The following is a 12465-nucleotide window of genomic DNA, read 5'->3' as shown; positions in this document are numbered from 1 at the left end:
ACTGTTATGGCACATAAGAAAGGTCAAGGTTCTACAAGAAACGGTCGCGATTCAAACCCAAAAATGTTGGGAGTTAAAAAGTTCGGTGGTGAATTTGTTCGCGCCGGAGGAATCATTGTTCGCCAGCGTGGTACTAAATTCCACCCTGGACTCAATGTAAAACGCGGTGGTGACGATACCCTTTTTGCAACAGCCGATGGTACCGTAAATTTTGCAGTACGCTCAGGCGGTCGTAAGCACGTAAATGTAGATCCTGTAAACTGATCCACTTTTATTTAAGAAATTAAAGCCCCGCACATAGTTTATGTGCGGGGCTTTTTTTATATCTTTCATTATGCGTAACCCACAGATTCCCGGACTTGAACTCCCTGTTCGCAATATTTATTGCATAGGCAGGAATTATGCCCAACATGCAAAAGAGATGGGGAGCCCGATCCCTAAAATGCCACTTGTCTTTTTAAAACCACTTGGCACTATCTGCTATAGTGATTCAACGATATCAATCCCGTCTCAAAGCAATGATGTTCATTTTGAAGGTGAGATCGTGGTTGCCATATCAAAATCCGGTAAGAATATTTCACAAAGTAATGCTGAAGACCACATTGCAGGGTATGGAGTTGGCATAGATTTTACGGCTCGAGATATTCAGGCTATTGCAAAGAAACAAGGTCATCCGTGGTCTATAGCAAAGGGTTTTGATGATTTTGCACCCATAAGTGAATTCCTTCCTTCATCTGAAATTGAGGATATAAACAATATGGATCTTAAACTTTTCCAGAATGGTTTTGTGAAGCAACATGGAAATTCTTCAGAAATGATCTTCCCGATCCCAAATCTGATTACATTTTTATCCCAAATCTATACTCTTCATCCAGGTGACCTGATTTTTACCGGTACTCCTGAAGGTGTCGGAGCAGTTCAGTCCGGAGATAAACTCGAAGTTCTCCTGAATAACGGAATTAAATCATTAACCGTGAACATCAAGTAATTTGCGGCTTTTTTTACTTATAGCATTTTCATTAACCTTCCTTCCTCAAACTCTTCAGGCCCAGGAATATCTATGGCCAACTGATTCCGGTCAATACCTCAGCTCTACCTTTGGAGAGACCAGATCCGCTCATTTCCATGCAGGATTGGATATCAAAACCTGGGGACGAGAAGGATATCGGGTTTTCGCCTCAAGAGAAGGGAAACTTTATCGATTATTGATAACGGAACGAGGATATGGGAAAGCTATATATCTGAAACATCCGGACAATACATATACCGTTTATGCACATCTTCAGCGCTTTAATGATAAATTTCAGGCTCTTGCAGATTCCATAAGAATGACTGATCATTCATTTGAAATGGATGAAACCTTTGAAGATCATGCTATTGAAGTTAAACAAGGAGATATAATTGGCTATACAGGTTCAACCGGAATTGGGCCACCCCATCTGCACTTTGAAGTGCGTGATTCTTTACAGAATCCTGTCAATGCCCTAACAACGAATTTAGAAGTCAAAGACAATATTCCGCCTGTTTTTTCAACACTCATTGTTGAACCGCTTTCTAAAAAAAGCCGGATAAACGGTAAACCGGTTTCAAAACAAGTCAGGTCTCAAAGAAAAGATGGCATATATGACTTTGGTGAAATAAAATTAACAGGAGAAGCGGGACTTGCCGTAAACGTTTACGATCAGGCAAACGATGTTTATAATGCATATGCAGTGTATTCCCTGGCCCTTCTACATGAAGCAGATACTTTATTTTATCAAGAATTAAGGAAATTTACCTTTAAGAATGAGCAGGAAATGTTCTTAGATAGAATAGCTCCTTTCGGTTCAGACAGACGAGGTCATCAGCGACTTTATGGGAAAGAAGGGAACAGCAATCCTTTTTATCTAATTCAAAAGCCGGATGCTCAAATAAAAGCTCCTGAGAGCTCGCAGGAATACACAATTGTTGCTACAGATTTTTTTGGGAACACGGCAACCGCAACTCTTACAATCACTCCTGATACCCTGTCAAAGTCAACGCTCAAAACACAGCGTCTGCCCTTACAAGAATGGTATTGGCATGAAGACTGGGCGTCTCCGGACCTGAACAGTACGATTGACCTGACTAAAGATCTCAATGGTATTAAGTGGACTGAGTCTCAAATAATTTTGAGAAATGACTCAATGCCCGATACTCATTTTTCACGCATAGTGACGGCGAAATCTGAGAAAATTGACACTCCAAACAGACAATTATCACTTCGGTTTAAAGAATATGGTTTTTTCGATACGCTAACTGTGGCTTCATCCTTTTCTATTATTGATGAGCAAGTACATCTGTCCATTCAACCTGAAATGCTTGCTATGCGCTCAAATTTCCATCTGAGTTTTTATTTGGATGAAATTTTCGAGCCTGATAATAATTATCGCCTTTTCAGAAAAAACAGATCGCGGGAAAAACTATCCTACGTAGATTCTGAGTTAAGAGGTCGTACAGTTCATGCCTACCCTTCTGAATTGGGAGAATTTGTAATAAAGCCCGACAATGAAGCCCCAAAAATTTCTGATTTGAGTTTTTACAAAACAGATTACGGTAAGTGGCTGGCAAAATTACACTTAAAAGATGATCTCACCGGAATACAATCCAGTTCAGCTCTTTTTGTCATAAACGGAATTCGGGGAATTGCTGAATATGATTATGAAGAAGAATTGCTCATCTACTATCACCCGGATTTTATCCCGGAAGAAATAAATACTGTTGAAATAAAAGTAGAAGATAAAGCCGGAAACAGCACATCGTTCTCAGAAGAACATCGAATTCCCGGCTTTTAAAATTTATTTACAAGTAAGCTATACAGCTAATTTCAACAAGTACATTCTTGGGCAGAGTTTTAACAGCCACTGTTTCTCTGGCAGGAGGATCATTTTCGAATCGAGCTCCATATACTTCATTTACAGCTGCAAAATCTGCCATATCCTGTAGAAATATGGTGCATTTCAGAACATTAGAAAAGCCAATTCCGGACTCAACCAATACAGCCTCCAGGTTTTTCATTACTTGCTCAGCTTGCTCAGCGGCATTCTCCCCAACCATCTCCATGGTCTCGGGATCTAAAGGAATTTGGCCTGAACAATAAAGTATACCGTTATGTGATGTTGCCTGGCTATAAGGCCCTATTGCAGCAGGAGCTTTACTTGTAGAGTGTATTTTTTTCATGAAATTCTCTTTACGTTAGTTTTAAATTAGGATGCAATTGCAAGTATTCTAATAAATTGCAGAAAGCAACACATATGTTTATTTTCGATAACATATAAATTTGTTCTGATTACAACCAAATTCAATCTATATACAAAATGAAAAAGCTACTTAGAAATTTGATTCCCGTTTTCCTTTTCTTTGGGATTTTAACAGGGTGTGAAACCACCGATCCTGTCATAGATGAGGCACAACTAAATATTTACGCGCAAAACTTTGACAGTGCATACGCCAGTCTGGATAGATACATTGCACAAAACCCCGAGAGTGGAGTTGGCCATTATTATATGGCGCTTGCTTACTCTCAGGAAGGTCGCACTGTACAGCCTGTAAGTGACAGAAAGCCGGTTTACCGAAATTTCAGAGAATCAATTCTTACTTCCAGAGAACTTTTTGCTAATGCAGAAGAAAAACCTGCTGAAGCCGGTCAGGTTAACGATCTGGTACTCAATACCTGGGGTTATGAGCATAATGCCTCTTTAGATTATGCGACAAATGACAGTGTAATGGCTTCCGTGGATGAACCACTTAAAATTGCTGTTGCACACCTGGAGAATGCAATCATCATCAACCCTGACAGTACACTCTCTTATGATGTACTTTCTCAGATCCATTTCATGGATAATAATTTTGAGCAAGCTGCGGAAGTTCTCACACAGTCAATGGAGCTTAAAGACCCTGCTCCTGCTGAAGATTATGACAGAGCAGGCTACTACTATTCTCAGGCTCAGGACACTGAAAATGCGATAGAAATTTTAAAAGAAGGCCTAGAAATTTACCCTGACACAATAAGCCTGGTTCAAAAATTAGCGGATGGCTATATGATCTCCGGTAATACTGAGATGGCTATCTCTACTCTAAATGACCTCGTAGACAGAGATCCGCAAAACCCTCAATACCACCTTGTGTTGGGAACTGCTTTACTATCTGAAACCGAAGAAATGACCGTTGCGGTTTCTGACCTGTATGATGACATTTATGATCTTAGAGATGATCTAAGAAATGCATCCGGAAGTGAAGCAAGTGAGATCGAAAGTCAAATAGAAGAACTAGAGAGCCAAATTCAGGCCAATATTGAAGAAATTGATGAGCTAAATTCACTTGCGGAAAGTGAACTGAAAACTACGATCGAACTCAGACCTAATGATGAAAATGCTTACAATGCATTAGGCGTACTATATCAGAATAAGGGCGCTATCCTTTTTAGCCAAAGAAATTATTCTGATGATATGGATGAGGTAAATCGTCTTGACCAGCAGGCCAAAGAGTTATACAGAATGGCGATGGAAAATTATGAAAAAACGGTTGAGTTAAATCCCGAAAATAGAAATGCATGGCAAAGTCTGGCAAATGTTTACATTACACTTGACATGCAAGACAAATACGAAGAAGCAATTGAAAAAGCAGGAATGTAATTGCCTTTTTCACCTAAAAATTAAAATATGACTATTTCAAATTTTACCCGGCTTACAGGCTTACTACTTGTGGCCGGTTTTTTTTATTCTTGTGGAACATCTCAGGTTAACATAGATGAACTGCTTGCAAATAATAATTATCAACAGGCAATGGAAGAGATCGACTCCCGCTTATCGGAAGATCCTAACCAACCACAATTATATATACAAAGAGCTCAGATAAATGCCGCTTTGGCAAAAGATGCTGACCCCGAGCAAAGAGCTGAGTTTTATACTGATATTTCCAATGACTTTGAGTCTGCCATAGAGTACGATGCAGATCAGGCACAAAGTTCAACTATCGACAGCCTTCGTCAGCAATACTGGAAAGACGAGCATAATGCAGGTCTTCAAGTATCTGACAATACTTCTATATCGAATAGATATACACAGGCTCAGATCCACTTCCGGAATGCTCTTATTCTTAGGAATGATGCCATAAGCACATACCGTAATCTGTCTGTTACCCAATTCAATCTCGGTAACATAGATGATGCGATCAATAGTCTTGAAACAGCCTTAAGTTACGCAGAAGATCCTTCAGCAGACTTATATGAGAACCTCGGCTATCTATATCTTGAAATTGGTAACCCTTCAGAAGCAGCTCAATATTATGAGTTGGCGAATACGGATATTTCAGAAGATCTTAACCTGGCTTTTGGACTTGTTAACGCTTACATCTCCAATGGTGACAGTGAAAGTGCCATTGACATCTTAGAACCTTTAGTTGAAGAAAATCCGGACAATGCTGATCTCAGAAACGTGTATGGAACTCAACTGTATGAGATTACCTCACAGATCTTACAAGACCTGAAAACAGCTTACAATAACAACAATTCTACTTTAGCAGAACAAATCATGCTTGAAGCTGAGGGAATGGGTGAAAGTGCTGAGGAGCAACTTATCGAGGCTTTTAAAAGAGATACTTCAAATGTTGAGTATCTGGAAAGTCTTGCCGTTTTCTATAACAATCTTTCAGCACAATACCTGTCTTTGCAAGATCTGGCCTCTGATGAAGATAAAGAAGCAATGCGAAATAAAGCTTTTACACTCATCGACTTTGCCATTGATTACTACGAAAGGCTTATTAACATCGATCCAAATAATCAAGAATATACAAACCGGCTCGATGTATTGAATCAACTCAAAGAACGTCAAACCTCCTCCTCAAACTAAGTATGAAATTTAATACAAAGACTATTCATGCCGGCCAGAAACCTGAAGAAACTTCAGGTGCGGTCATGCCTCCTATTTTTCAAACTTCCACTTACGCCCAGGAAGCTCCTAATAAGCATCAGGGGTATGATTATGCCCGGGTAGGAAATCCTACCCGAACCGCACTGGAAAAAATGATCGCCGGATTGGAAGGTGCTGATGAGGCTGCTTGTTTTTCAAGTGGTGTAGCCGCAATGGACGCCTTGATGAAGATGCTTCGCCCGGGTGATCATGTGGTTACTACGAATGATCTTTACGGTGGCTCATATCGATTATTTACTAAAGTATTTGAACCTTACGGAATCGATTTTACTTTTGTGGATATGACTGACCTTGCCAAAGTTGAGGATGCCATTACAGATAAAACAAAGCTGATGTGGATCGAAACACCGACTAACCCATTACTTAGGGTGGTCGATATTAAGGCTTTAGTTGGAATTGCTAAACCCAAAGACATCCTTACTGTTGTAGACAATACTTTTGCTTCACCATACTTGCAACGACCATTGGAACTTGGGGCTGATGCAGTTCTCCACTCTGCTACAAAATATTTAGCCGGACATTCGGATGTTATTCATGGTGCTGTGGCAAGCTCTAACAAAGAGATCATGGAAAACCTCAGGTTTCAAACTAAAACCTCCGGTGCTGTACCAGGCCCTATGGACTGTTATTTGACCTTAAGAGGTATCAAAACTCTTAGCGTACGTGTGCAACGTTCCGTGGATAATGCTAAAGTGATAGCGAAATTTCTTGAAGAACATGATGAGGCCGCATCCGTTTTATATCCGGGATTGCCTTCACACCCTCAACACGAACTGGCTAAAAAACAGATGGATGACTTTGGAGCCATGCTTTCTTTTACACTAAAAGATGATTCCATTGAAGCAGCTGTAAAATTCATGAGCAACACCAAGGTCTTTACACTTGCCGAAAGTTTAGGCGGTGTCGAATCCCTGATCAGTCACCCTGCCTCTATGACACATGGCTCTATTCCAAAGGACGTTAGAGAAAAAGCGGGATTAAAGGATTCCCTGATCAGGATCTCGGTTGGAATTGAAGACTCTGACGATCTTATTGAAGACTTGGCGCAGGCATTTTAACATCTTCCATCATTCACAGCGCTTTAGTATTTTTAACCTTTATATAAAGCGCTTTCAGAATTTCTAATTTAAATCATTTTCTATCATGCGAGACGTAGTAATAGTATCTGCAAAACGAACTCCAATGGGGGCATTTGGCGGAAGCCTCTCATCATTTACAGCTCCGGAACTTGGAGCTTCAGCAATCCTTGAGGCTGTTAAAGCCGGGGGTATAAAAGCTGATGATGTTCAGGAAGTTCTTATGGGTAATGTGCTTTCTGCCGGTGTTGGACAAGCTCCAGCCCGACAAGCTGCATTAAAGGCCGGACTTAATCAACGCACTCCAGCTACTACTGTAAATAAAGTGTGCGCCTCAGGGATGAAATCCATTATGATCGCAGCTGACCAGATTCGGTTAGGCGAAGCTGATATCATTGTTGCCGGAGGAATGGAAAGCATGAGTAATGTACCCTATTATTTACCGAAGCAACGTTTCGGTTCCAAATACGGCCATACACAGGCTGAAGATGGTATTGTAAAGGATGGCCTTTGGGATGTATATAATGACTATCTGATGGGAAATGCCGGTGACTTGTGTGGGAGAGAGTGCGATATAAGCCGTGAAGAGCAGGATGAATATGCCATCACCTCTTATAAAAGAGCTATTGAAGCCACTGAGAAAGGTTATTTTCAGGACGAAGTCATCAAGATGAAGGTCAAAGACAGAAAAGGGAATGTTACCGAAGTAGTTAAAGACGAAGAGCTGGATAAAGTCCGCTTTGAAAAAATCCCTCAACTTCGTCCGGTTTTTGACAAAGAAGGAACTGTAACTGCCGCAAATGCCTCGAGTATTAATGATGGAGCTGCCGCTGTTTTAGTAATGAGTGCTGAGAAAGCCAAAGAACTTGGACTTAAACCTTTGGCTAAGATCCTAAGCCATGCAAGCGCTGCAAAAGCTCCCGAGTGGTTTACTACCGCCCCATCTGATGCTATCCCAATCGCACTTAAAAAAGCCGGGCTCACAAAAAATGACATAGACCTTTTTGAGATCAATGAAGCCTTTTCTGTAGTTGCTCTAGCAAATAATCAGATACTTGAGTTAGATCCCGAAAAAGTAAATATACATGGTGGAGCAGTTAGTATTGGACACCCACTGGGTTGTTCAGGTGCTCGGATCATCGTAACGCTTATTCATGCCCTTAGAAGAACACAAGGGAAATACGGATGCGCCGGAATTTGCAATGGCGGCGGTGGAGCCTCGTCACTTGTTCTCGAAATGCTTTAAATTTCTTAAATAGGCTCGTTTTTAAACGAGCCTATTTTTTTTGTTGACATTATTACTTCTCCAACATATTATAGTACCAACTTATAAAACAGACCAAACTTTATATAGATTAACGCTACTAATTATTCATCAAATATAACTTTAAAGCTTATTCTATACTTATCTCAACAGGTCAACTTTAACTTGAAGTGCTATATCCTATATAGAAATACTGCTACAAAACTTTAAGCGTTACTAACGCGCACATTGTAATATAATTCATTCATATGCTTAACAAGCTGCTTTTTATTAGTGGTTTGCTTTGCTTATTAATTGTTCAGGCTGCACAAGCCCAACAACTGAAAGTAGTAGCAGAAACAGATACTTTTACAGACTATGAGTTCAATAATCCTGAACTCAAAATAATGTCTCCTATCGGCCTTACTGCCCCGGTATCTGGAAATACGATCCGGTACCAAATACTTGATCAGGTTGTTGCCACCTCTCCTGATGTTGTCCCTTCTGACAAAGCCAATGTGTTGTCACTTTCAGGTGGGCATGCTCCTTTAATTGAGACTTCTGACCCCGGCATATCTCAAGGACTACGGGTTAGCGCCTTAAGTATTAACGTTACTCGATATAATGAGCACTCAACCAAAATTCTAGAGAGGATGAGGATCAGAGTGTACAAAGAAGGAGACCGGATCGCTCCAAAACGTCAACGATTGACCTCTAATCAGCCCGCAATATTTGAAACGGGAACTTGGCATAAAATTCCCATCACAAAGAATAGCATTTACGCACTTGATGCTGATTACCTTGAAGAATTAGGTATTGACCTGGGTTCCATCGATCCTAGAGACATACAGATATGGGGAACCGGCGGTTATCAGCTTCCTGAGGAAAATAGTGAACCCAGACCCGTATTTACTCAGATCCCTATCTTGGTAGAAGGTGAGTCTGACGGCTCGTTCAATACCAATGACCGCGTTATTTTTTATGCTAACGATCCTGATAGAGTGACCCGTGACAATGGTACATACTTTCATGATGTTCACCCTTACAGTGATCGCAACTATGTATTTTTAACTGTAGCAACGGAAGAGGGAGAACGTCTTTCAGCAATTAATAATAATCTCGATCCTTCGCGTTCAATATCATCGTTCAAAGATTTTATATGGAAAGAAGAAGAGCTCTATAAAGTTGAAGAGCGATTTAAATCAGGCAGAAACTGGCTTGGAAAACGTTTTGATACTTCAACCAACGGTGTTTTAATTGACATTCTAAGCGATACTTTGGTCGGACTTATTCAAAACCGGCCTGTTGAGATATCCGGCCAATTTGTGAATAGGTCTACCAATAGTGCTTCATTTCAAATTGAGATGAACGAAGCACAAGTTACTAATCTCTTTTTACCTCAATCAGGATCTTATACAAGCAGTGAAGGCAGAGCCGGAATAGCACGCACTTTCTCTGAAACCATAAATATCTCTCCTGAGAATGGAGTGATCAACGTTCGTGCTTCATACAATCACAATGCCAGTGGGTCTAATGGATATTTTGACTGGATAAGAATTTCAGCCGAACGCGAACTCGTTGCTGAGAATGACTTTCTGTATTTTTATTCTCCTGAAGACGGCTCGTCCAATGAACTGGCTGAATATCAGTTAACAGGTTTTAGCAGTGAACCAATGGTGATGGACGTAACTGATGTAACCTCTCCCAAACTATTATCAGGCTCATATTCAGGAAGTGATTTCACCTTCAACTATCGATCGGGAGATAATCTTCAGTTCATCGCCCAGTCAGATTTCCAAACTCCTGCTCTGGGAGCAGCAATTGAACAGCAAAATATCCGTGCGGTTTCAGAATATCCTGATTATATCATTGTAACTACTGCTGATTTCCTGGAATATGCACAGGAATTGGCTTCCTATAGAGCAAATAATGATGGATTAACACCTGTAGTAGTAACACAGGAACAAATAATGAATGAGTTTTCAGGAGGGGTAACCGATCCTGTTGCAATTCGGGATTATGTGAAATTTCTATACGACCGTGCTCTTTCTGATAACCGAGAACCTCCAAAATATTTGCTGCTTTTTGGGGATACTATCTACGATTACAAAAGCATCATCAATACCGGCTTTACCAATCATATAGTTACATACCAAAGCGAGGAATCACTTCACCGTACGGCTTCCTATGCAACCGATGATTTTTTTGGACTGCTTGATGACAATGAAGGGAACTTAGATCTTAATGGAAGCGGAGAAACCCCTGATTCACATTTACTTGATATTGGGATCGGCCGTATTTCAGCACAAACCCGAACTGAAGCGGCCATTGCCATTCAAAAGATCAAGACCTACGAAAACCCTTCAAATACCGGTTCATGGCAAAACCTTTTTACTTTTGCCGCTGATGATGATTTCCCTGATGTGCAACGCAATAGGGACCTTCACGTGTTAAATGCGGATGAGACTGCAAAGCGAATGAATATCATTGAACCGGGTATCCGTCTCAGGAAGATCTATGAATTCGCTTACCCTGAAGAGATCACCGGAGCAGGAAGAGAAGTTCCTGAAGCTACAAGAGAATTCATCAGTACACTCAACAACGGAACCCTGGTATTAAATTACTCAGGGCATGGAAATGAGCAAACATTATCCGATGAGAACCTATTCCGTAGTGAATATATCCCAAGTTTAACAAACCGGGATCGACTTGCTGTACTTATTACAGCTACCTGTCAATTTGGAAGATATGATGATATTGATGCACAATCCGGAGCTGAACAATTGTTCTTCGCTGATAATGGAGGGGTGATCGCAGCCTTTACAACTACGAGAGTAGTATACACAGGTCAGGGAATTACAGCACGAAACAATTTTGGATTGAACGTGGCTTTATCACAGCAATTGGTCGATAGAAGTTCCGGCTCCTTACCCAAGCGATTTGGAGATATCTACCGGGAAACTAAAAATACTATGATCAATAGTTCTACGGTCATCTCTACCAGAAACAGCAAGAAATTCATTTTGATCGGAGACCCAGCTACAAAATTTCGATTGCCGGAATACAAGTCTGAGATCACTTCCATTAATGATTATATAGAATCAGGACAAGATACGATCTTGACGATTCGAGCTTTAGACCGGGTTACCCTTTCCGGTGAAATTAAGGATCTGAATGGCAATGCCTTCAGTTCTTTTAATGGAGAAACAACCATATCGGTTATGGATGCAAACCGAACCGTAAATCTACCCTCAGACAGAGAATGGGTTCAACAGGACAATTGCTACCTGACCGACTGCAAATATACCGTAGAAAATGACGTGCTTTTTAAGGGGAAAGCTGCTGTTGAAAACGGACAGTTCAGTGCTACTTTTATTGTACCAAAAGACATCAGTTTTTCAGATAGCACAGGAAGGATCATTGCTTTTGCCGGCAGTGAGGGACAAACAGCCGGAGGCTCATTCACCAAGATCAGGTTTAACGGCACCAATGAAGATGCCGAAGATGACGGAAAGGGTCCGGAGCTCGATATCTTTTTAAACGACCAACGTTTTGTTAACGGCAACCTGGTAAACAGTGCACCGAATTTAATCATAGAATTACAAGATCAATCCGGAATAAATACTACAGGAACAGGAGTAGGACATGAGATAATTGCTACTATCGATACCAAACCACAACAATCATTTGTCCTCAACGATTTTTATGAGGGCAGCCTTAATGATTACACAAGGGGGCGTATCGAGTACCCTCTGGATGAACTTCCCGAGGGCAGCTATAGCCTCAAAGTTCGAGCGTGGGACGTACATAACAACTTTTCAGAAAAGGAGATCTTTTTTGAAGTTGCATCAAGTGAGGAGTTAAGCGTCAGAAACGTATATAACTATCCTAACCCGATGAACAATGTCACCCGCTTCACCTTCGAACATAATCAACCGGGCAATCCATTAGATGTATCCGTGAGGATATTTACCCTAAGCGGAAAACCGGTTCAGCAAATTGAAAATCAACTCATAACTACAAGTTCATATGCCAGTATTTCATGGGATGGCCGTGACCGGGATCATAATCGCCTGGGTAACGGTACTTATATTTATGTGCTTCGGGTTGCAACAGATACCCCGAAAGGAAGACAAACAACCGAGCAAATCGAAAAGCTCGTGATCATACGATAACATCGTAAATTAACGTTGAATCA

Annotated in this window: 9 protein-coding genes; 8 read left to right on the top strand and 1 reads right to left on the bottom strand. The window is 40.8% G+C overall.

Going from position 1 to position 12465, the window contains the following annotated elements; translation table 11 throughout:
• Positions 1-6 precede the first annotated feature (6 nt).
• From rpmA to ACFSVN_RS06080, 3 genes are all read left to right on the top strand, one after another.
• Positions 7-264, top strand: a complete 258-nt coding sequence (gene rpmA / locus ACFSVN_RS06090; RefSeq protein ID WP_390300064.1) for a 50S ribosomal protein L27 — start codon at positions 7-9, stop codon at positions 262-264.
• A gap of 70 nt (positions 265-334) precedes the next feature.
• On the top strand, positions 335-988 hold the full coding sequence (locus ACFSVN_RS06085; RefSeq protein WP_390300062.1) for a fumarylacetoacetate hydrolase family protein: 654 nt from the start codon (positions 335-337) through the stop codon (positions 986-988).
• A 1-nt stretch (position 989) separates the two neighbouring features.
• Positions 990-2813 carry a M23 family metallopeptidase gene (locus tag ACFSVN_RS06080; RefSeq protein ID WP_390300060.1) on the top strand — a complete coding sequence of 608 codons (1824 nt, stop codon included), beginning with the start codon at positions 990-992 and terminating at the stop codon, positions 2811-2813.
• Positions 2814-2820: 7 nt separating this feature from the next.
• On the opposite strand, the gene ACFSVN_RS06075 is transcribed toward ACFSVN_RS06080, so the two are convergent.
• Complete coding sequence (locus tag ACFSVN_RS06075; RefSeq protein ID WP_390300058.1) at positions 2821-3198, bottom strand: RidA family protein; 378 nt, start codon at positions 3196-3198, stop codon at positions 2821-2823.
• A 137-nt stretch (positions 3199-3335) separates the two neighbouring features.
• Here ACFSVN_RS06075 and ACFSVN_RS06070 point away from each other — a divergent pair, with 137 nt between their 5' ends.
• The 5 genes from ACFSVN_RS06070 (at position 3336) to porU (ending at position 12442) form a co-directional block, all read left to right on the top strand.
• Positions 3336-4652 carry a tetratricopeptide repeat protein gene (locus ACFSVN_RS06070; RefSeq protein WP_390300056.1) on the top strand — a complete coding sequence of 439 codons (1317 nt, stop codon included), beginning with the start codon at positions 3336-3338 and terminating at the stop codon, positions 4650-4652.
• Positions 4653-4679: 27 nt separating this feature from the next.
• Entirely contained in the window at positions 4680-5867 is a 1188-nt protein-coding gene (locus ACFSVN_RS06065) for a tetratricopeptide repeat protein (RefSeq protein ID WP_390300054.1), read from the top strand.
• A gap of 2 nt (positions 5868-5869) precedes the next feature.
• A complete protein-coding gene (locus tag ACFSVN_RS06060) occupies positions 5870-7006 on the top strand; it encodes a cystathionine gamma-synthase (RefSeq protein WP_390300052.1) in 1137 nt (378 codons plus the stop codon).
• 85 nt (positions 7007-7091) lie between these two features.
• The gene (locus tag ACFSVN_RS06055) at positions 7092-8270 is read left to right on the top strand and encodes an acetyl-CoA C-acyltransferase (RefSeq protein ID WP_390300050.1); all 1179 of its coding nucleotides are present in this window, start codon (positions 7092-7094) and stop codon (positions 8268-8270) included.
• Between the two features lie 266 nt (positions 8271-8536).
• The gene (gene porU / locus ACFSVN_RS06050; RefSeq protein ID WP_390300048.1) at positions 8537-12442 is read left to right on the top strand and encodes a type IX secretion system sortase PorU; all 3906 of its coding nucleotides are present in this window, start codon (positions 8537-8539) and stop codon (positions 12440-12442) included.
• Positions 12443-12465: the final 23 nt, after the last annotated feature.

Origin of the sequence: Gracilimonas halophila (assembly GCF_042684365.1) — a bacterium.
Taxonomy (GTDB): Bacteria; Bacteroidota; Rhodothermia; order Balneolales; family Balneolaceae; genus Gracilimonas; species Gracilimonas halophila.
The sequence above is the reverse complement of the archived record's forward strand: the minus strand, read 5'-3'. Positions and strand labels throughout refer to the sequence as shown.

Excerpts from the sequence above, each read along its gene's own strand:
- rpmA (WP_390300064.1), top strand. The coding sequence starts at position 7 with ATGGCACATAAGAAAGGTCAAGGTTCTACAAGAAACGGTCGCGATTCA.
- ACFSVN_RS06085 (WP_390300062.1), top strand. The coding sequence starts at position 335 with ATGCGTAACCCACAGATTCCCGGACTTGAACTCCCTGTTCGCAATATT.
- ACFSVN_RS06075 (WP_390300058.1), bottom strand. The coding sequence starts at position 3,198 with ATGAAAAAAATACACTCTACAAGTAAAGCTCCTGCTGCAATAGGGCCT.
- ACFSVN_RS06070 (WP_390300056.1), top strand. The coding sequence starts at position 3,336 with ATGAAAAAGCTACTTAGAAATTTGATTCCCGTTTTCCTTTTCTTTGGG.
- ACFSVN_RS06065 (WP_390300054.1), top strand. The coding sequence starts at position 4,680 with ATGACTATTTCAAATTTTACCCGGCTTACAGGCTTACTACTTGTGGCC.
- ACFSVN_RS06060 (WP_390300052.1), top strand. The coding sequence starts at position 5,870 with ATGAAATTTAATACAAAGACTATTCATGCCGGCCAGAAACCTGAAGAA.
- ACFSVN_RS06055 (WP_390300050.1), top strand. The coding sequence starts at position 7,092 with ATGCGAGACGTAGTAATAGTATCTGCAAAACGAACTCCAATGGGGGCA.
- porU (WP_390300048.1), top strand. The coding sequence starts at position 8,537 with ATGCTTAACAAGCTGCTTTTTATTAGTGGTTTGCTTTGCTTATTAATT.